The following is a 21,041-nucleotide window of genomic DNA, read 5'->3' on the forward strand; positions in this document are numbered from 1 at the left end:
GGCAAAGCAAGCAGACAATCTAAAAAACCAATATAAATACAAAATACAGGATAATATTTTTTATTAATGATTATGTAACCCAGCGAAACCACATGCCATTTTATTACAGTGAAATCCCACTAAAACCAAGAAAAATCCTATTATTCCACGTGAGTCAAACACAATATTAATCTGGGAGCTTGCCTCCCCAGATTAATAAGTTAACCTATTTTTACTGAAACTCCATATGGTTTAGCAATGTTTTAATCCATAGGTAAGATTTATCCGAAGACGCGGATTCATGCCAAGAAAGGTAACCATAGTTTTTTTGTTTATTCCCAGGCAAAGAAATGATATTCAGCGATAATAATTCTTGCCGTTGTTGCGCCAACCATTTTGGCACAATAGCAATAAGCTGCGTTTTTGCCACGATATCTAATACACTGAGCAGATCGGTACATTGCTGGGCAACGCGATTACGCATTTCATTATCAATATAGTAGGGTTTACTAAAGGAACAAAAATTCTCCAGCGATACCACAGCATGTTCCTCCTCCAAAAGATGCGCATACATGATCACCTTCGAAATACGCGGGTGCGTTTGCGATGCAACCAATACGAGCTCATCTTCAAATAAAACTTCGCTGCAAAACTCCATGCCGTCAAAACGCTTATAGCTAATGACAAAATCCGTTTCCCGGTAGCGTAATTGCTGTTCAATATCGTTGTTCATAAAAGAACGGATCTGCAGGCGGATATGAGGTGCCAACGTCTTGACGGTGTTGATTATATTAACCGCCAGGCGTAAATCCAACGGACTGCAGATAGAAATCGAAAACGTACGTACGCTGGTTTGCGCGTCAAATTCCGTGCCGGGCAACTCGTTTCTCACCAGCAACAACGCCTGACGCACCGGAGAAAAAAGCTGTTTGGCCCTTGCCGTCGGCTGGATGCCCCGGCCGAAGCGAATGAAAAGCTCATCATTAAACATGGTCTTCAAGCGCGCAACCGCATTGCTGACCGCCGGCTGCGATATCCCCAGCAAATTTGCGGCCCGGGTAATACTTTGCTCTTGCATAACGGCGTCAAACACCGTGAGTAAGTTTAAATCGATGTTACGCAGGTAACTACTGAGCGTTTCTTTCCCTGAGGCAGCGTCTAAATCAGATTCAGACATAGTATACTCCACTCAATCCTATTGAAATTATCCCATTAACACCTAAAAAAACCGTCATTATCAATTAAGTTAAGTTTTTTAATAACAGATTCAATTAGCGCATCAACATCATAAAGCATGAATCAATAGCTTTACTCTAACCCTTTAAGGTTAATCCCCATGGTAAAAAACAAAGCCACCTAAAATCACGACAATAAAAAATGCAAAAGAGGTATAACACGCCTATAAATACATGGCTAATTACATCCTGCAACGTGCAGATATGTTGGCTTGGTTACTCGGTCTATCCTGCGCCATGCCATTGCGAGAAACATGGCAATAGCGCTCAAATCTGCTTCTGGAAGATTTTTCGCTCACCCTACTCACTTACCGGATAGACGTAAAATGAAAAATAACGCCATAAATAAAAGATAACCCGTTCTCAATTTTCACCTTGCATACTTCAAGTAAACGTTCTCTCACCGCTCACTACTGTTGCAGATTTTATCGTAGCGCCATCAATAATCAATATTCCATTGCCTGCTAAGTTCTATTTATGCTAACTATCTCGCAAAAAGTATTATTATTTATTGCTGGAAAATAGTTATTTTACCGAACAATCTACCAACATGATTATCCCATTATCCTAAGAGGTCAACGAGCACTTACCGGGCAACCACATGTTGACATTTGATGGCAAATAACGTATCACTTAATACAACGTAAATATTTCAGAGAAGTTGAACCCCATGATCCGTACCACTCGTCTACTAGGCCTACTACTAAACGCATCTCCTTTGCGCGGTATGCCGGTGGGCAAAACCTGGATCTGATTCAGCCCCTCACCACATAACAAGCCCGCGCTACTGCGCGGGTTTTTTTTTGCCCGCTTAGCGTGAAACAAACACGATTAAGGAACAACCGATGAGCGAACAAGTCATTATTTTTGATACCACGCTGCGTGATGGTGAACAGGCATTGCAAGCCAGCCTGAGCGTTAAGGAAAAACTGCAGATCGCCATGGCGCTGGAAAGAATGGGCGTTGATGTGATGGAGGTCGGCTTCCCGGTTTCTTCCCCAGGCGATTTTGAATCCGTACAGACCATTGCACGCCAGATCAAAAACAGCCGCGTCTGTGGCCTGGCACGCTGCGTAGACAAAGATATTGACGTCGCTGCCGAAGCGCTGCGCGTTGCCGAAGCGTTCCGCATCCACGTGTTCCTGGCAACCTCTACCCTGCACATCGAATCAAAATTAAAACGCTCTTTCGATGACGTGCTGGAAATGGCGGTGCGTTCAGTCAAACGGGCGCGCAACTATACCGATGATGTGGAATTCTCCTGCGAAGACGCCGGCCGCACGCCAATCGATAATCTGTGCCGGGTGGTAGAAGCCGCGATCAACGCGGGCGCCACCACCATCAATATTCCGGATACCGTTGGCTACACTACGCCAAACCAATTCGGCGGCATTATCAGCACGCTGTACGATCGCGTTCCCAACATTGATAAAGCGGTTATCTCCGTACACTGCCATGACGATCTGGGTATGGCGGTTGGCAACTCGATCGCCGCCGTACAGGCCGGCGCCCGCCAGGTGGAAGGGACATTGAACGGCATCGGCGAACGCGCCGGCAACTGTTCGCTGGAAGAAGTGATCATGGCGATCAAGGTGCGCGCCGACATCATGAAGGTGCACACCAATATCAACCATCAGGAAATCTACCGCACCAGCCAAATCGTCAGCCAACTGTGCAATATGCCAATCCCGGCCAACAAGGCCATCGTCGGTTCCAACGCCTTTGCTCACTCTTCCGGTATCCACCAGGACGGCGTGCTGAAAAACCGCGAAAACTACGAAATCATGACCCCGCAGTCCATCGGTCTGAAAGACGTGCAGTTGAACCTGACCTCCCGTTCAGGCCGCGCGGCCGTGAAACACCGCATGGAAGAAATGGGCTACAAAGAACAAGATTACAACCTGGACAATCTGTACACCGCATTCCTGAAACTGGCCGACAAAAAAGGCCAGGTGTTCGATTACGATCTGGAAGCATTAGCCTTTATCAATAACCAGCAGGACGAAGAAGAACACTTCAAACTGGGCTATTTCAGCGTACAATCGGGCACCAGCGTTATGGCTACGGCATCAGTGAAACTGATGTGCGGCGGCGAAGAAAAAGCCGAAGCCGCAACCGGCAACGGCCCCGTCGATGCCGTGTACCAAGCCATCAACCGCATTACCGAATACCCGATCGAACTGGTAAAATACCAGCTCTCCGCCAAAGGCCAGGGCCGCGATGCACTGGGGCAGGTTGATATCGTGGTGTCTTACCACGGCCGCCGTTTCCACGGCGTGGGCCTGACGACCGACATTGTTGAATCCTCCGCTCAGGCGATGATTAACGTATTGAACAACATTTGGCGTTCCCAGCAGGTAGAAAAAGAAAAACAACGCCTGCAGCAAAACAAACATCAAAATAATCAGGAAACGGTGTGAACATGAAAAAGACTTACCACATTGCCGTCTTGCCCGGAGACGGAATCGGCGCGGAAGTGATGGCGCAGGCATATAAAGTGTTGGACGCAGTGCGTGAACGTTTCGGCCTGCACATCACCCATGCCGAATATGATATCGGCGGTATCGCCATCGATCGCCACGGCACCCCGCTGCCGCAGGAAACCATCGCCGGCTGTGAGCAGGCGGATGCGATCCTGTTCGGCTCCGTGGGCGGCCCGAAATGGGAACACCTGCCGCCGGCGGAACAGCCGGAACGCGGTGCGTTGTTGCCGTTGCGTAAGCATTTCAAACTGTTCAGCAACCTGCGCCCGGCTCGCCTGTATCAAGGCCTGGAAAGCTTCTGCCCGCTGCGCGCCGATATCGCCGCGCGCGGCTTCGATATTCTGTGCGTGCGTGAACTGACCGGCGGCATTTACTTCGGCCAGCCGAAGGGCCGTGAAGGCCAGGGTATGCACGAACGCGCTTTTGACACCGAGATCTATCACCGTTTCGAGATCGAACGCATTGCCCGCATTGGCTTCGAGTCCGCACGCAAACGCCGCGGCATCGTCACCTCCATTGATAAAGCCAACGTGTTGCAAAGCTCCATCCTGTGGCGCGAAGTGGTCAGCGAAATCGCCAAAGAGTACCCGGACGTCAAGCTGTCGCACATGTACATCGACAACGCCACCATGCAGTTGGTTAAAGACCCGTCGCAGTTCGACGTGCTGCTGTGCTCCAACCTGTTTGGCGACATTCTGTCTGACGAATGCGCCATGATCACCGGCTCTATGGGTATGCTGCCTTCCGCCAGCCTGAATGAGCAAGGCTTTGGCCTGTATGAACCTGCCGGCGGCTCCGCACCAGACATCGCAGGCAAAGACATCGCCAACCCGGTAGCCCAGATCCTGTCCGCCGCCCTGCTGCTGCGCTATAGCCTGGGGGCAGAAGACGCCGCCGATGCTATTGAGCGTGCGATCAATCAGGCGCTGGAGCAGGGTTACCGCACCGCCGATCTGGCCGGCAACGGCAAAGCCATCGGCACCAGCGAAATGGGCGACATCATCGCTCGCTTTGTTGCGCAGGGGGCATAACATGGGCAAGACGTTATACCAAAAATTGTACGACGCACACGTAGTGTATGCCGCGCCGAATGAAACGCCGCTGCTGTACATCGATCGTCATCTGGTGCACGAAGTCACTTCCCCGCAGGCATTCGACGGCCTGCGCGCCATGGGCCGCCCGGTGCGGCAGCCCGGCAAAACGTTTGCCACCATGGATCACAACGTATCTACCCAAACCAAAGACATCAACGCCAGCGGCGAGATGGCGCGCATTCAGATGCAGGAGCTGATCAAGAACTGTGCGGAGTTTGGCGTTTCACTGTACGATCTCAACCACCCGTATCAGGGCATCGTGCATGTAATGGGGCCGGAACAGGGCATTACGCTGCCGGGCATGACCATCGTTTGCGGCGATTCCCATACCGCTACTCACGGCGCTTTTGGTTCGCTGGCGTTTGGTATCGGCACCTCTGAAGTGGAACACGTGTTGGCGACGCAAACCCTGAAGCAGGGGCGCGCCAAAACGATGAAGATCGAAGTCAGCGGGGAAGCCGCCGCCGGCATCACGGCCAAAGACATTGTGCTGGCGGTGATCGGTAAAACCGGCAGCGCCGGCGGTACCGGCCACGTGGTGGAATTCTGCGGCAAGGCGATTGAAGCGCTGAGCATGGAAGGCCGCATGACGCTGTGCAACATGGCGATTGAAATGGGCGCCAAAGCGGGTCTGGTGGCCCCGGACGACACCACCTTCACCTACCTGAAAGGCCGCCAGTTCGCCCCAACCGGCGACAACTGGGAACAGGCCGTCGCTTACTGGCGCACGCTGAAATCTGACGATGACGCCCAGTTCGACACCGTGGTGACCCTGCGCGCGGAAGACATCGCGCCGCAGGTGACCTGGGGCACCAACCCAGGCCAGGTGATCGCCGTCAACCAGGAAATTCCACTGCCGGAATCCTTTAGCGACCCGGTTGAGCGCGCCTCGGCGGAAAAAGCGTTGGCGTATATGGATCTGAAACCTGGCATCAAGCTGACCGAAGTGCCCATCGACAAAGTGTTCATCGGCTCTTGCACCAACTCGCGCATTGAAGATCTGCGCGCCGCCGCCGCCATCGCCAAAGGGCGTAAAGTGGCCAGCGGCGTACAGGCGATCGTCGTGCCGGGTTCCGGCCCGGTGAAAGCCCAGGCGGAAGCGGAAGGCCTGGACAAGATCTTTATCGAAGCCGGTTTTGAATGGCGTCTGCCGGGCTGCTCCATGTGCCTGGCGATGAATAACGACCGCCTGAACCCGGGCGAGCGCTGCGCGTCAACCAGCAACCGTAACTTCGAAGGCCGCCAGGGGCGCGGCGGTCGCACGCACCTGCTCAGCCCGGCCATGGCCGCCGCCGCTGCCGTCACCGGCCGTTTCGCCGATATCCGTGAATTGCACTAAGGAGCTACCGTGGCTAAATTTACTCAACATACCGGCTTAGTGGTGCCTTTGGATGCGGCCAACGTCGATACCGACGCCATTATTCCGAAGCAGTTTCTGCAGAAAGTGACCCGTACCGGCTTCGGTGTGCATCTGTTCAACGACTGGCGTTATCTGGATGACGCCGGCCAGCAGCCCAACCCGGAGTTCGTGCTGAATAAACCGCGTTACAAGGGGGCAAGTATTCTGTTGGCGCGCGAGAACTTCGGCTGCGGCTCATCCCGTGAGCACGCGCCCTGGGCGCTGACCGATTACGGCTTTAAAGTGGTGATTGCGCCAAGCTTCGCCGATATCTTCTACGGCAACTCGTTCAACAACCAGCTGCTGCCGGTGACGCTGAGCGAGCAGGATGTGGATACGCTGTTCACGCTGGTGGCCGATAACGAAGGCGCCGAGTTCACTGTCGATCTGGAAAACCAGGTGGTCAAAGCCGGTGGCCACAGCTACCCGTTTGAAATCGACAGCTTCCGCCGCCACTGCATGATTAACGGCCTGGACAGCATTGGCCTGACGCTGCAGCACGAAGCGGATATCTCCCGCTACGAAGCGCAACAGCCGGCGTTTCTAAACTAAGCAGGCTTATCCCCTCACCCGCCCCCAGGCGGGTGAGTTTTTTATTACCAGTATCCCAGCCATTTCCACCACAGCCCGCCGACCAACATCCAGATCAGCAAGTTGATCACGCTCATCACAAAGCCGGTTTTCCACCATTCCGCCAACGTGACATAGCCCGAACCAAATACAATCGGCGCCGTGCCGGTGGCATAGTGGGTTAACGACATCATCAGTGAAGAGGAAAAAGCCAGCAGCAGCCCCAGCAAGGCCGGCGGCGCCCCAAGAGCCATACCGGCGGCAAAGAAGGCGGCGAACATCGCGGTCACGTGCGCGGTGGTGCTGGCAAAAAAGTAGTGGGAATACAGGTAGACACAGGTCAGCAACAGCATACCGCCGACCCAGCTCATCCCCATATGATCAATACCGCTGCCGACGGTATGCGACAGCCAGGCAATCAGCCCCAGCTTGCCCAGATAGGTGGCCATCATCACCAGCGCCGAGAACCACACCACGGTATCCCATGCCCCTTTGTGCTTTAAAATATCCTGCCAGTTCAACACCCCAGTCATCAGCAGGATAGCCAGGCCGATCAACGCCGTAGTGGTGGGATTAACGGCAAACTGCGGGCCAAAAATCATCGCTGGGATGCCAGCCCACAGCAACAGCAGCAGGGCAAAAACCCCCAGGGTGATTTTTTCCGGCAGCGTCACCGGCCCCAGGGCATGCAGCTTCTCCCGCGCAAAACGCGGCGCATCCGGGGTGCTTTTGATTTCCGGCGGATACATCAAATACACCACCAGTGGCATGACGATCAGTGAAACAATCCCCGGCACCAGCGCGGCTATCGCCCACATTGCCCATGACAGTTGCACGCTGTCGTGGGTGCCCTTGGCAATCAGGCTGACCACCAGTGGGTTCGGAGCCGTGGCGGTAACAAACATCGCCGAGGTGATCAGGTTCATGTTGTAGGTGGTCAGCGCCAGATAGCGGCCAATCTTGCCGGAGGTTTTCAGTTCCGGGCTGGAGCCGAAGCTATCGGCAATCGAGCGCATGATCGGGTGAATAATACCGCCGCCGCGCGCAGTATTGCTCGGCGTCACCGGCGCCAGCGTAATTTCCGCCAGCGTCAGCGCATAGGCAATACCGAGCGTCTTTTTGCCAAACAGGGAAATAAAGTAATAGCCGATCCGCGCGCCCAAGCCGGTTTTATTCAGGCTAAGGGAGATCATCACCGCAAAACCAATCAGCCAGATAAGCGGGTTGGAAAACCCGCTCAGCGCGTCGCTCAGCGCCGCCTCCGGGTTGCCGGGATGGGTAACACCGGTCAGGGCCACCAGCGCGATCGCCACGATAGAAACCGCGCCGATCGGCATCGCCTTGCCGATAATGGCAATAATGGTACCGATAAACAGCGCCAGCAGATGCCAGGCGTTAGGGGCAACCCCTTCAGGAACGGGGATAACAAACCAGATAACCAGAGTAACAGCGATGGCGACCAACGAGGGTATGGGTTTAAGCGGCGTTAGTTTATCCATTATCGACTCATTATTATTAATTAGCACAGTATGAAAAGGTTGGCGGATGCCAATGGGGATAAATGCGGCAAGGCAAGATCGTTATCCGGACATCGGGCTTCACACTTCCCGCACGCGGATGCAGAGCCACAGTGAAACCGTCACCAGAATCAGCGCCAGCCAGTACACCGCGTAGTGGCCCAGGGCCTCTGCCAGCATGCCTTGCAGCACCCCGGCCAGGATCACCCCGGTGGAAATACTGTTGGTGAACATGGTGGTGGCCGCCCCCGGCCTGCCTGGCATCAAATCCTGAAAATAGAGCATGCCGATACCGGCGACAATACCGATGAAAACGGCGTTAAACAGTTGCAGCACCATTAACGCCGTCTTGAATTTGAACAACACCATCCCGCCGTAAAACAGCACGCCCGCCGCAACGGCGAACAGCATCATGTTGCGTTTGCCAAAGCGTTTGACCAGATAGCCGGCGATCAGCATCGCCGGGATCTCCAGCCCGGCGGCCGTGCCCATCAATAGCCCCGCCAGCCTTTCCGGCAGCCCCAAATCGCGGGTGATATACAGCGGCATATCAATGATGTACATGGTGTTGCAGGTCCACATCAGCATCGAGGCCAAAAACAACAGCCGCACATCGCGGTTACGCCAAGCGCTGGGCGGCGCAATCGGCGAGGCATTCAGGCTACCGGTTTGCGCTTCGCGCGGCACCGTGGGCAGGCCAAACCACACCAAAACCGCGCTGATCACAAAAATGCCCGCGGCAATCAGGAACATCACGGTGAAACCGAAGTTCAGCGCCAGGGCAAACGACAGCGGCGGGCCAATCACCCAGGCCAGTGACAGCTGGGCGCGCATCACCGAGCTGAACATCACCACCTCGCGCGCCGAACTGTCCGCATATTCGCGCGCCAACGCAAAAATCTGCGGCATCGCGGTATTGGCCACCGCGGCCAGGATCACGCCCAGGGTAATCAACGTCAGGTAGTCGCGATTGAAGGCGAACAGCACACAGTTGCCCACCGCCATCAGGCAGCACACCAGAATCAGCTTGCGCCGATCGCCCCGGGTATCGGAACGTTTCGCCAGCAGAAAACTGACGATAATGCCGGCAACGGCGTTAATGGTATAGAACAGCCCCACCCACAGCGGCCTGACCTTCACTTCAGTGGTGAGAAACAGACTCAACGTTGGCGCCTGCAACGCACCGGCGATACCGGCCAAAAAGGCCAGAATCAAGAATGCGGCAAATACGGGGTTAAAACGACGTGGCGACCAGCGGGAAACTTTCATTTATTCATCCCTGAGCTGAAGCGAAGACCCCATGCTACAGAAGGCCACTAAGAGAATAAAGCAATAAAAAAACCAGTGGGATGGCCCCACTGGCTGGTGAAATGCACCATTACTCAGAAACATTCAAGATGGTCGGTTACAGACGCTTCCGGTACTCCTCGTCGCTCAGTTTGCGCATATCCCATTGGGTTAAATGCGCCAGCGTATCCAGCCTTGCCTGTTCCGGCACCACGCTCAGCCAATCGGCCTTCTGGCGGCGAACCGCGTCGAAGTAACGTTGATAAAACCCTTTAGATAAGAAAACGGTCATAAGCCACCTCCCCACGCCTTCATTGAGGAAAATTATCGGCGTAATATAGGGAAAGATAAATTGACGAATCGAACGCGGAGAGTTCCTCTTTTATGTCCAGCCCACGTCTGCAACAACAGTTCATCCGCTTGTGGCAGTGCTGCCACGGTCAGCCCATAGAAACCACGCTGCAAGAGCTGGCAGAGGTGCTGAGCTGCTCGCGCCGCCACGTGCGCTCGCTGCTCAGCGCCATGCAGCAGCAAGGCTGGCTGACCTGGCAAGCGGAAGCCGGGCGCGGCAAACGTTCGCAGCTCACCTTTCATTACACCGGGCTGGCGTTGCAGCAGCAGCGGGCCGAAGAACTGTTGGAGCAGGATAAGATCGATCAGTTGGTGCAACTGGTTGGCGATAAAAACGTGGTGCGCCAGATGCTGCTCTCCCAGTTGGGGCGCAGCTTTCGCCAGGGAAAACACATCCTGCGCGTGCTCTATTATCGCCAGTTGTATAACCTGCAGCCCGGCTCGCCGTTGCGCCGCTCAGAAACCCACCTGGCCCGGCAAATCTTTAATGGTCTGACGCGGATAAATGAGGAAAACGGGGAACTGGAACCCGACCTTTCCCATCACTGGCAGGCCATCACGCCCTTGCACTGGCGTTTTTACCTGCGCCCGGCGATTCATTTCCATCACGGGCGTGAACTGGAAATGCAAGACGTGATCGCTTCGCTGACCCGGCTGATCCCGCAACCCTTGTTCGCCCATCTGGCCAAGGTCGCGTCGCCCACCCCTTATGTGATCGATGTGCACTTGCACCACCCGGACTATTGGCTGCCCTGGCTGCTGGGCAGCGTGCACGCCATGATCCTGCCGCACGAATGGCAAAGCCTGCCGGACTTTGCCCGCCACCCGGTCGGCACCGGGCCCTATCGGGTGGTGCGCAATCACCTGAGCCAAATGAAGATTCACGCTTTCGATGATTATTTCGGCTACCGCGCCCTGATCGACGAGGTCAATATCTGGGTACTGCCGGAAATCACCGAGGAATTGGTATATTCCGGCGTGCAGTTGCAGGCGGACGATACCGGCAAAAATGAGCTGGAAAGCCGGCTGGAAGAGGGCTGTTACTTTCTGTTATTCGACCAACGCTCGCCGCTGGCTGCGGATGAAGCCACCCGCAGTTGGCTGTGCGAACTGATTAACCCAATCACCCTGTTGAACAATGCCGGGCCGGAGTATCAACGCTACTGGTCGCCGGCCTACGGCATATTGCCGCGCTGGCATCATTGCCGTGCGCCTTCCCGGCAGCCAAAACCCGCCGGCCTGCGCGAACTGACGCTGACCTTTTACAGCGAGCACCCGGAATTCCAGGCCATCCAACAGACGATCGCGCCATTGCTGGCGCAGCACGGCATCCACCTGAATATTCAGGTGGTGGACTACGCCACCTGGCACCAGGGCAACGCGGTCAGCGATTTGTGGCTGGGCAGCGCAAATTTTTATCTGCCGCTGGAATTCTCGCTCTTTGCTACGCTGTATGAACTGCCGCTGCTGAAACACTGCATGAATGACGATCTGCGCCAGGACGCCGCCCTGTGGCACGACAATATCCTGCCGTTGGCGGAATTCTGTCGGCGCCTGGTCCATCACCATCAGCTACACCCGTTGTTTCACCATTGGCTGCAGTTGCACGGCCAGCGCAGCATGCGCGGGGTACGGATGAATATGCTGGGCTGGTTTGACTTTAAATCCGCCTGGTTCGCCCCACCCGAGGCCTGACAAAGAAAGAAGCCGCTTTCGCCGGCGCGCGTTAATCTTTACAATAACGCCGTCTCAACGGGGTGCGGAAAGGTGCCCGGCGCGCGTTTATCCGGCGTGCGGCAATCTCTTCCGCTGAGAACAAACCCGTCGAACCTGATCCGGTCCATACCGGCGGAGGGATTTGAGCATGGCGCGTTGATTAACCATTCACCCCACCCTCAGATACCTTTGCCCCTTATCGCCCAGGAGTGCAAAGTGGTCAAAAAATTACTTCCCTGCCTGTTGTTGCTGGCCAGCGCGCCGGCACTGGCTAAAGAAACGCTGACGGTTTACACCTATGATTCCTTCGCCGCCGATTGGGGCCCCGGCCCGGCGGTGAAAAAAGCCTTTGAGGCAGACTGCGGCTGCGAACTGAAGTTCGTTGCGCTGGAGGATGGCGTTTCGCTGCTTAACCGCCTGCGGCTGGAGGGCAAAAACAGCGCGGCCGACGTGGTGCTGGGGCTGGACAACAACCTGCTGCAGGCCGCGGGCCAAACCGGCCTGTTTGCGCCAAGCGCGGTGGATACCAGCAAGCTGACCCTGCCCGGCGGTTGGCATGATAAAACCTTCGTGCCGTTCGACTACGGCTACTTCGCCTTCGTTTACAACAAAGACAAATTGAAAAACCCGCCGCAGAGCCTGAAAGAACTGGTGAGCAGCGATAAGCCCTGGAAAATCATCTATCAGGATCCGCGCACCAGCACCCCCGGGCTTGGCCTGTTACTGTGGGTGCAGAAAGTGTACGGCGACAGCGCGCCGCAGGCCTGGCAACAGTTGGCGAAAAAAACCGTCACCGTCACCAAAGGCTGGAGCGAAGCCTACGGCCTGTTCCTGAAAGGAGAAGCCGATCTGGTACTTAGCTATACCACCTCGCCGGCCTACCACCTGATTGAAGAAAAGAAAGACAGCTATGCCGCCGCCAACTTTAGCGAAGGCAATTATCTGCAGGTGGAAGTGGCCGGTAAGTTGAAGGCCAGCAAACATCCGCAATTGGCAGAGCGCTTTTTACAGTTCATGGTGACCCCGGCGTTCCAAAACACCATTCCTACCGGTAACTGGATGTACCCGGTGATCAACACCACGCTGCCGGCCGGTTTTGACCAAATGCCGGTGCCGAAAGTGGCGCTGCAGTACAGTGCTGAAGACGTGGCGCAACACCGAGGGGAGTGGATCCGGGCATGGCAAAACGCGGTAAGCCGCTAATTCCCGGCTGGCTGCGGCCAGGCCTGCTGGCCGCCGGCCTGATCGTGCTGATCGCCGCACTGGCGATAGGCGCGCTGTGGCACCATGCGCCAGCAAGCAACGCCACGGCAATCTGGCACGACGCCTACCTGTGGCATGTGGTGCGCTTCACCTTTTGGCAGGCGCTGCTTTCCGCGTTGATCTCGGTGCTGCCTGCCATCTGGCTGGCGCGCGCGCTCTATCGGCGCCGCTTTCCCGGCCGCGCGATGTTGTTGCGGCTGTGCGCTATGACGCTGGTGCTGCCGGTGCTGGTGGCGGTCTTCGGCTTGCTCAGCGTCTATGGCCGCCAGGGCTGGCTGGCCACCCTGTGCGGCTGGCTGGGCGTGGAATATCATTTCTCTCCTTACGGCCTGCAGGGCATCCTGCTGGCCCATTTATTCTTCAACCTCCCGCTCGCCACCCGCCTGCTGCTGCAAGCGCTGGAAAATATCCCGGTGGAACAGCGCCAACTGGCCGCCCAGTTGGGCATGAACGGCTGGCAGCAGTTTCGCATCGTCGAATGGCCCGCGCTGCGGCGCCAGTTGCTGCCGAGCGGCGCGCTGATCTTCATGCTTTGCTTCGCCAGCTTTGCCACCGTGCTGGCGCTGGGCGGCGGCCCGCAGGCCACCACCATTGAACTGGCGATTTATCAGGCGCTGAGCTACGACTACGATCTCAGCCGCGCCGCCCTGCTGGCGTTGATCCAGATGGCCTGTTGCCTGGGGCTGGTGCTGCTTAGCCAGCGCCTGAGCCAGGCGCTGCCGGTAGGGGCGACCCAGGCGGCGCTTTGGCGCAACCCGGAAGACAGCCTGCAGCGGCGCATCACCGACGGCCTGCTGATAACCGCAGCCCTGCTGCTGTTGCTGCCGCCGCTGCTGGCGGTGATTGCCGACGGCGCCAATCAGGCGCTGGTAAGCGTGTTGCAACAGCAGATCCTCTGGCAGGCGCTGTTTACCTCGTTGCGCATCGCGCTCGGCGCCGGTTTGCTGTGCGTCACCCTGACGATGCTGTTGCTGTGGAGCAGCCGGGAACTGAAACTTCGACAGCGTTTGCGCTGGGGGCAGGCGCTGGAGTTGAGCGGCATGGTGATCCTGGCGATGCCGGGCATTGTCCTGGCCACCGGTTTTTTCCTGCTGTTGAACGATACCCTCGGCCTGCCGCAGTCGCCCTATGGGCTGGTGATCCTGACCAACGCGCTGATGGCGATCCCCTACGCGCTGAAAGTGCTCGACAACCCCATGCGCGATCTGGCAGAACGCTACAACCCATTGTGCCTGTCGCTGGATATGCACGGCTGGCAGCGGCTGCGCTGGATCGAACTGAAAGCGCTGCGCCGGCCGCTGGCGCAGGCGTTGGCGTTTGCCTGCGTGCTGTCGATCGGCGATTTTGGCGTGGTGGCCTTGTTTGGCAACGAGCAATTCCGTACCCTGCCTTTTTATCTGTACCAACAAATTGGTGCCTATCGCAGCCATGACGGCGCCGTGACCGCGCTGCTGTTGCTGCTGCTGTGCTTCCTGCTGTTTACCCTGATTGAACGCTTACCGGGCCGCCATGCTGACGCTTGAAAAATTAACCTATCTGTATGAACACCTGCCGATGCGCTTTGATCTGCATATCCAGCCGGGCGAACGCGTCGCGGTGCTCGGGCCAAGCGGCGCGGGCAAAAGCACCCTGCTCAGCCTGATCGCCGGCTTTCTGCCGGCGGCCAGCGGCCGGTTGTTGCTGGCGGGCGAGGATCACACCGCTACCCCGCCGGCCAAACGCCCGGTCTCCATGCTGTTCCAGGAAAACAACCTGTTCGCTCACCTGACCGTCGCCCAAAATATTGGGCTGGGGCTTAACCCCGGCCTGCGGCTGAACGGCGAACAAAAACGGCAGTTGACGCAGATTGCCGCCCAGGTTGGGCTGGAGGAACACTTGCAACGCCTGCCGTCGCAGCTTTCCGGCGGCCAGCGCCAGCGGGCGGCGCTGGCGCGCTGCCTGGTGCGGCAACGGCCGATCCTGCTGCTGGACGAGCCTTTCTCGGCGCTCGATCCGGCGCTGCGCAGTGAGATGCTGCAACTGTTGCAGAACGTCTGTCACCAGCGCCAACTCACGCTGCTGATGGTTTCGCATAATCTGGACGATGCCGCCCGCATCGCCCAGCGAACGCTGTTGGTGGTTGACGGCCGGATTTATTACGACGGCCCGACTCAGGCGCTGGTGGAGGGCCGTGCGCCTGAAGCGCAGATCCTAGGCATACCGGTACAGCCGTGATCTAGCGCGCATTTCTTAGGTGTCCACCTATAAATCTGTTGTTCCCGTTGGGCGCCTGTGCTTTTATGTTGCCTGACTATTATTGTTGATACTTAAGGTTCCCTGTGATCGCATCTGCACTGACTTCGGCCCTACTAAACACCGCGCAACCTGCCGCGGCTGTGGTCGTTCGTGTGGTGGTGGTCGTCGGCAACGCGCCGTAGGGTCCGAATCAACACACGATTCCCAAAACCCCGCCGGCGCCAACCGAGCGGGGTTTCTTGTCTCTGTATCCCGCTCAAAGCCAACCGGCCAAGAAGAAGGACGAGACAATGGAAACCACGGGCAAACCTCACCAACGGCAGCGTTTTACCGGCGCCCAGCTGATCGTGCATCTGCTGGAACGCCAGGGCATCACCACCGTCGCCGGCATTCCCGGCGGCGCTGCGCTGCCGCTGTATGATGCGCTCAGCCAGAGCAACACCATCCGCCACGTATTGGCGCGCCATGAACAGGGCGCCGGCTTTATGGCCCAGGGCATGGCCAGGGCCAATGGCAAAGCCGCGGTGTGCATCGCCTCCAGCGGCCCCGGCGCCACCAACCTGGTCACCGCCATCGCCGACGCCAAGCTCGACTCCATCCCTCTCGTCTGCATTACCGGGCAAGTACCCTCTTCCATGATCGGCTCCGACGCCTTTCAGGAAGTCGATACCTACGGTATTTCGATCCCCATCACCAAACACAACTATCTGGTGCGCAGCATCAGCGAGCTGCCGCAGGTAATTTGCGATGCCTTCCGCATCGCCGAATCCGGCCGGCCGGGGCCGGTGTGGATCGATATCCCCAAAGATGTGCAAACCGCCGAGATCGAACTGGATCAACTGCCGCCGATTGCGCAGCCGGATGCGCCGCCGACATTCGACGCCGCCGCCGTGCGGCAAGCCGCAATGATGATAAACCAGGCCAAACGGCCGGTGCTCTATCTGGGCGGCGGCATCATCAGCGCAGCAGCCCACCGCGATGCGCGCGAGCTGGCGGAACGCGCCAACCTGCCCACCACCATGACCCTGATGGCGCTGGGCGCCTTGCCGGTGGAGCACCCGCTTTCCCTTGGCATGCTGGGGATGCACGCCGCGCGCAGCACCAACTTTATCTTGCAGGAAGCGGATCTGCTGATCGTATTGGGCGCCCGCTTTGACGATCGCGCGATTGGCAAAACGGAGCAGTTTTGCCCCAACGCGAAAATCATTCATGTGGATATCGATCGTGCCGAGCTTGGCAAGATTAAGCAGCCTCATCTGGCGCTGCACGCCGACGTCGGCCAGGTGCTGGCGCAACTGCTGCCGCAGATCGAAGCCGCACCGCGCAGCGCATGGCTGCAAATGGTGGAGGATCTGAAACGCGAATTCCCGTTTAACATGCCGAACGCCGAAGATCCGCTCTGCCACTATGGGCTGATCCGGGCGGCGGCGCGCTGCGTGGATGAAAGCGCCATCGTCACCACCGACGTGGGCCAGCACCAGATGTGGGTGGCGCAAGCCTACCCGCTGAGCCGCCCGCGCCAATGGCTCACCTCCGGCGGGCTGGGCACCATGGGGTTCGGGCTGCCGGCCGCCATCGGCGCCGCGCTGGCCGAGCCGCAGCGCAAGGTGTTGTGCTTCTCCGGCGACGGCAGCATGATGATGAACATCCAGGAAATGGCTACCGCGGTCGAGCACGATCTGGACGTAAAAATCATTTTGATCAACAACCAAGCGCTGGGGCTGGTGCACCAGCAGCAATCGCTGTTCTATCAGCAGCACATCTTTGCCGCCACCTATCCAAAGCGCACCGATTTCATCAAGATCGCCGCCGGTTTTGGCCTGGACACCTGCGATCTGAATGCCGAGCGCGATCCGCAGGCCGCGCTGGCGGCGGCGATCCAGCGCCCCGGCCCGTGTTTGATCCACGCGCTGATCGATATCAATGAGAAGGTATTCCCGATGGTGCCGCCGGGCGCCGCCAATATTGAGATGATTGGAGAATAAGCCATGCAATCACTACAACAAAACCCACAGGTGATCCTGGAACTGGCGGTGCGCAACCACCCTGGCGTAATGACCCACGTATGCGGTCTGTTTGCCCGCCGGGCGTTTAACGTGGAGGGCATTCTGTGCCTGCCGCTCAAGGATGGGCAGCAAAGCCGCATCTGGCTGCTGGTGGCGGACGATCAGCGGCTACAACAAATGATAAGCCAGGTGGAAAAGCTGGAGGACGTGCTACAGGTGAAGCGCCACAGCGAAGATGTGCGGGTCTTCGAGCAGTTGGCGGCATTTTTCCAATAATCGCCCTCCATCGGCTTAACCGGTAGCCACCACCTGCCAAAGCAGGTGGCGGTATATCGGCATCAGCGGCTGCTGGTGCAGGAAATAGAAACACACGGCCACGGCGGCCCAGCTCAGGATACAGGCCAGGCGCAAGCGCGGCGGCGGCAGCCAGCGGCTGAGGCGATCGGCGCTGCGTTTCCCCTCGCGCCACCAGCGCCAGCTTAGCCATGCCGCCAGCCACAGCAATAGCGCCATCGCCAACAGTAGCCATTTGAACAGCGCGCTGTTGGCACCGGCCGGGATATCCAGCGCCACGCCGGCCAAAATGCCAGGGAAGAAATAGACCGGCGGCCAGGCCAGACAGCCAATGATGTTCGGCAGGGCAAACTTGTACGGCGGTAAATCCAGCATCCCGGCCACCATCGGCACCAGCGGGCGCGTGGGCCCGACAAAGCGGCCAATCAATACGGTGACGATACTGTGCTGATGCAAAGCATGTTCCGTGCGATCCAGCATCGCTTTGTGCTTTTTCAGGAACGACCAACGGTGCAGCGGCGCTTTAAAAGCGCGGCCGATGAAATAAGAGCTCCAGTCACCCAGCAAGCACCCCACTACGCCTGCGGCCCAGGCCGGGTAAAAATCCACCTGTCCGCTGCCGATCAGGGCGCCAATGCTGGCCATCATCACCGTGCCGGGCAGCAGCAGCCCAACCAGTGCCAACGATTCCAGAAACGCCACCAGCACGATCACCATCAGGGTGAATGCCAGAGACTGGGTAATCAGGTGCTGTAAGTAGGCTTCCATTCAACCTCAGGTTAACTCAAGCTTGTGGGCGGGGGATTGTCCGGCCCGGTTGTCACCGCGTCAACCGCTGAATTGTATGCGATTTTGGCGGCGCCACCAGATGGTAGACAATGACTGTATGAATATCCATACTATAAGCCATTATACTGTTCGTTGCAGGCGCGTTGGCGTTGCTGCAACGCGCAAGGTTTTCGGCATATTGCTTGCTATCCACCCCAGCATGACCACAAGGCCCAGGGGATCAACATAGGTATCAGGAACCGCGTGGCACCACTTCAGCAAGGCTTTCTGCTCACCCGGTACTGGCGCGATACCGCCGCCGGCACCGAGATTGAATTCTGGCTGGCAACCGAGCACGGCCCAAAGCAGCTGTGCCTGGCGCCGCAGAATTCGGTGGCGTTTATTCCGCAAGAACAACGCTCGCGGGCCGAAGCGCTGCTGCGTGATGAGCGCCACGCCACGCTAAAACCGCTGCCGCTGAAAGACTTCCATTCCCGTCCGGTGCTCGGCCTGTATTGCCGCCAGCACCGGCAGTTGATCACGCTGGAAAAACGGCTCAGGGAAGGCGGCGTCAACGTTTACGAAGCGGATATCCGCCCGCCGGAGCGTTACCTGATGGAACGCTTTATCACCGCCCCGGTGTGGTTCAGCGGCCAGCCCGCCGGCGGCGATAGGCTGATCAATGCGCAGATGAAGCCGGCGCCGGACTACCGGCCGCCGCTGCGGCTGGTGTCGTTGGATATCGAAACCTCGGCCCACGGCGAGCTTTATTCCATCGCGCTGGAAGGCTGCGGCCAGCGCCAGGTATACATGCTCGGCCCCGCCAATGGCGAACCGGGGCCACTCGATTTCACCCTGGAATACTGTGCCAGCCGCCCGCAAATGCTGGAGCGGCTGAATCAATGGCTGGCGCAACACGATCCGGACGCGATCATCGGCTGGAATCTGGTGCAATTTGATCTGCGCGTGCTGCAAAAACACGCCGAACGTTACCGTATCCCGCTGCGTTTCGGCCGCGGCGGCGGCCTGTTGGAGTGGCGCGAGCACGGTTTTAAGCAAAACCACTTTTTCGCCAGTGCGGCCGGGCGGCTGTTTATCGACGGCATTGAAGCCCTGAAATCCGCTACCTGGAACTTCCCCTCGTTCAGCCTGGAATATGTGGCGCAGGCGTTGCTGGGCGAAGGCAAAGCCATTGATAACCCTTACCAGCGCATGGCGGAGATCGACCGGCGCTTCGCCGAAGATAAACCCGCGCTGGCGCGTTACAACTTGAAAGACTGCGAGTTGGTAACGCGCATTTTCGCCAAGGCGGAACTGTTGCCGTTTCTGCTTGAGCGCGCCACCGTCACCGGGCTGGCAGTGGATCGTAGCGGCGGTTCCGTGGCGGCATTCAGCCACCTGTATATGCCGCGCATGCACCGCCTGGGCTATGTGGCCCCCAACCTGGGCGAGCTGCCGGAAGAGCACAGCCCCGGCGGTTTCGTGATGGATTCCCAGCCCGGGCTGTATGATTCCGTGCTGGTGCTGGATTACAAAAGCCTGTATCCCTCGATCATTCGCACCTTCCTGATCGATCCCGTCGGCCTGGTCGCCGGCACCCAAAGCGAGAGCGACGCCGACACCATTCCCGGGTTCCGTAACGCCCGCTTTTCACGCAGCCAGCACTGCCTGCCGGCGATCGTCAGCCAGATCTGGCAAGGGCGCGAAGCCGCCAAACGGCAGCAAAACAAACCGCTGTCGCAGGCGCTCAAGATCATCATGAACGCCTTTTACGGCGTGCTGGGCGCCAGCGGCTGCCGCTTTTTCGATCCGCGGCTGGCTTCATCGATCACCCTGCGCGGCCACGAGATCATGCGCCAGACCCGCGAACTGATTGAAAGCCGGGGCTACCAGGTGATCTACGGCGATACGGACTCCACCTTTGTCTGGCTGAAGAAGGCCCACGGCGAACAGCAGGCCGCCGAGATTGGCCGCGCGCTGGTAGCGTACGTCAACCAGTGGTGGCGGCAGTATCTGCAGCAGCAATACCAACTGGAAAGCGCACTGGAGCTGGAGTTTGAAACCCATTATTCACGCTTTCTGATGCCCACCATCCGCGGCGCCGAGCAGGGCAGCAAGAAACGTTACGCGGGGCTGATCGTTCAGGCGGACGGCAGCGAAAACATGGTGTACAAAGGGCTGGAAACCGTTCGCACCGACTGGACACCGCTGGCGCAGGTGTTCCAGCAGCAGCTCTATCAGCGCATTTTCAAGCGGCAGCCCTACCAGGATTACGTGCGTGACTACGTGGCGAAACTGCAAGACGGCGAGTTCGATGACCGGCTGGTCTACCGCAAACGCCTGCGCCGGCAGTTGGATGATTACCAGCGCAACGTGCCGCCGCACGCCCGGGCGGCGCGCATCGCTGATGAATACAATCGCCAGCAGGGGCGGCCGTTGCAATACCAGAACGGCGGCTGGATAAGCTATGTGATGACCACCGCAGGCCCTGAACCGCTGGAGATCCGGCACTCGCCGATTGATTATAACCATTACCTGGAGCGCCAATTGCAACCGGTGGCCGATGCCATCCTGCCTTTCCTGCACGATGATTTTGCAACGTTGGTCACGGGGCAGATGGGGCTGTTCTGACACCCTGCCCGGCCGGGGCGTCGGTAAATTCATTGGGTTTTGCAGGTGACGAACGCGCCGCCTTCCATTACCATAGCGCCCTTCCCAAATTCTGAATAACTCACAACATCGTGGTTAAACCGTGCCGCTTTTGCGTTGACGCGCGGCGTGAATTGCTATTGCCCCACGGCCATCACCCCGCGAGAGCGATTGCGATGTTGTGGCACAATTGTG

The 21,041-nt window shown here is 57.8% G+C and carries 17 protein-coding genes and 1 riboswitch; of the genes, 12 read left to right on the plus strand and 5 right to left on the minus strand.

Features of this window, described 5'->3' with window-relative positions:
* Nucleotides 1–211 precede the first annotated feature (211 nt).
* Entirely contained in the window at nucleotides 212–1,156 is a 945-nt protein-coding gene (leuO, locus tag ABFX35_RS21245) for a transcriptional regulator LeuO (RefSeq protein ID WP_279024987.1), read from the minus strand.
* A 903-nt stretch (nucleotides 1,157–2,059) separates the two neighbouring features.
* Here leuO and leuA point away from each other — a divergent pair.
* From leuA to leuD, 4 genes are read left to right on the plus strand one after another with little or no spacing between them, the layout of a single operon-like run.
* Entirely contained in the window at nucleotides 2,060–3,634 is a 1,575-nt protein-coding gene (gene leuA, locus ABFX35_RS21250; protein WP_279024988.1) for a 2-isopropylmalate synthase, read from the plus strand.
* 2 nt (nucleotides 3,635–3,636) lie between these two features.
* A complete protein-coding gene (gene leuB, locus ABFX35_RS21255) occupies nucleotides 3,637–4,728 on the plus strand; it encodes a 3-isopropylmalate dehydrogenase (protein WP_279024990.1) in 1,092 nt (363 codons plus the stop codon).
* 1 nt (nucleotide 4,729) lies between these two features.
* Entirely contained in the window at nucleotides 4,730–6,130 is a 1,401-nt protein-coding gene (gene leuC / locus ABFX35_RS21260) for a 3-isopropylmalate dehydratase large subunit (protein WP_279024992.1), read from the plus strand.
* Nucleotides 6,131–6,139: 9 nt separating this feature from the next.
* The gene (leuD, locus tag ABFX35_RS21265) at nucleotides 6,140–6,742 is read left to right on the plus strand and encodes a 3-isopropylmalate dehydratase small subunit (protein ID WP_279024994.1); all 603 of its coding nucleotides are present in this window, start codon (nucleotides 6,140–6,142) and stop codon (nucleotides 6,740–6,742) included.
* Nucleotides 6,743–6,786: 44 nt separating this feature from the next.
* Here the strand turns inward: leuD and ABFX35_RS21270 are convergent, their stop codons facing one another.
* The 3 genes from ABFX35_RS21270 to sgrT all read right to left on the minus strand — a co-directional run bounded on the left by ABFX35_RS21270 (nucleotide 6,787) and on the right by sgrT (nucleotide 9,856).
* Nucleotides 6,787–8,259, minus strand: coding sequence for a DASS family sodium-coupled anion symporter (locus tag ABFX35_RS21270; RefSeq protein ID WP_346082813.1), 1,473 nt, complete (start codon nucleotides 8,257–8,259; stop codon nucleotides 6,787–6,789).
* Nucleotides 8,260–8,358: 99 nt separating this feature from the next.
* On the minus strand, nucleotides 8,359–9,546 hold the full coding sequence (locus ABFX35_RS21275) for a sugar efflux transporter (RefSeq protein WP_346082815.1): 1,188 nt from the start codon (nucleotides 9,544–9,546) through the stop codon (nucleotides 8,359–8,361).
* Between the two features lie 136 nt (nucleotides 9,547–9,682).
* Nucleotides 9,683–9,856, minus strand: a complete 174-nt coding sequence (gene sgrT, locus ABFX35_RS21280; protein ID WP_279024999.1) for a glucose uptake inhibitor SgrT — start codon at nucleotides 9,854–9,856, stop codon at nucleotides 9,683–9,685.
* A gap of 92 nt (nucleotides 9,857–9,948) precedes the next feature.
* Between sgrT and sgrR the strand changes: the two genes are divergently transcribed.
* The 7 genes from sgrR to ilvN all read left to right on the plus strand — a co-directional run bounded on the left by sgrR (nucleotide 9,949) and on the right by ilvN (nucleotide 17,411).
* Nucleotides 9,949–11,610 carry an HTH-type transcriptional regulator SgrR gene (gene sgrR / locus ABFX35_RS21285; RefSeq protein WP_346082818.1) on the plus strand — a complete coding sequence of 554 codons (1,662 nt, stop codon included), beginning with the start codon at nucleotides 9,949–9,951 and terminating at the stop codon, nucleotides 11,608–11,610.
* 48 nt (nucleotides 11,611–11,658) lie between these two features.
* A riboswitch (TPP riboswitch) is annotated at nucleotides 11,659–11,790 on the plus strand.
* A 57-nt stretch (nucleotides 11,791–11,847) separates the two neighbouring features.
* Entirely contained in the window at nucleotides 11,848–12,834 is a 987-nt protein-coding gene (thiB, locus tag ABFX35_RS21290; protein ID WP_346082820.1) for a thiamine ABC transporter substrate binding subunit, read from the plus strand.
* The gene (gene thiP, locus ABFX35_RS21295) at nucleotides 12,810–14,417 is read left to right on the plus strand and encodes a thiamine/thiamine pyrophosphate ABC transporter permease ThiP (protein WP_279025005.1); all 1,608 of its coding nucleotides are present in this window, start codon (nucleotides 12,810–12,812) and stop codon (nucleotides 14,415–14,417) included. The genes thiB and thiP overlap by 25 nt, the downstream gene beginning before the upstream one ends.
* A complete protein-coding gene (gene thiQ, locus ABFX35_RS21300) occupies nucleotides 14,404–15,108 on the plus strand; it encodes a thiamine ABC transporter ATP-binding protein ThiQ (RefSeq protein WP_346082822.1) in 705 nt (234 codons plus the stop codon). Before thiP ends, thiQ begins: the two co-directional genes overlap by 14 nt.
* A 104-nt stretch (nucleotides 15,109–15,212) precedes the next feature.
* Nucleotides 15,213–15,311, plus strand: coding sequence for an ilvB operon leader peptide IvbL (gene ivbL / locus ABFX35_RS21305; protein ID WP_121525327.1), 99 nt, complete (start codon nucleotides 15,213–15,215; stop codon nucleotides 15,309–15,311).
* A 108-nt stretch (nucleotides 15,312–15,419) separates the two neighbouring features.
* On the plus strand, nucleotides 15,420–17,114 hold the full coding sequence (gene ilvB / locus ABFX35_RS21310; protein ID WP_346082824.1) for an acetolactate synthase large subunit: 1,695 nt from the start codon (nucleotides 15,420–15,422) through the stop codon (nucleotides 17,112–17,114).
* A gap of 3 nt (nucleotides 17,115–17,117) precedes the next feature.
* Nucleotides 17,118–17,411 (plus strand): acetolactate synthase small subunit, encoded by a 294-nt coding sequence (ilvN, locus tag ABFX35_RS21315; RefSeq protein ID WP_346082825.1) that lies wholly within the window; start codon nucleotides 17,118–17,120, stop codon nucleotides 17,409–17,411.
* Nucleotides 17,412–17,426: 15 nt separating this feature from the next.
* On the opposite strand, the gene ABFX35_RS21320 is transcribed toward ilvN, so the two are convergent.
* Complete coding sequence (locus tag ABFX35_RS21320) at nucleotides 17,427–18,197, minus strand: DedA family protein (protein WP_346082826.1); 771 nt, start codon at nucleotides 18,195–18,197, stop codon at nucleotides 17,427–17,429.
* A gap of 264 nt (nucleotides 18,198–18,461) precedes the next feature.
* Here ABFX35_RS21320 and ABFX35_RS21325 point away from each other — a divergent pair, with 264 nt between their 5' ends.
* Nucleotides 18,462–20,828 (plus strand): DNA polymerase II, encoded by a 2,367-nt coding sequence (locus ABFX35_RS21325; protein ID WP_346082827.1) that lies wholly within the window; start codon nucleotides 18,462–18,464, stop codon nucleotides 20,826–20,828.
* Nucleotides 20,829–21,041 lie beyond the last annotated feature (213 nt).

Origin of the sequence: Gibbsiella dentisursi (assembly GCF_039539505.1) — a bacterium.
Lineage (GTDB): Bacteria > Pseudomonadota > Gammaproteobacteria > Enterobacterales > Enterobacteriaceae > Gibbsiella > Gibbsiella quercinecans.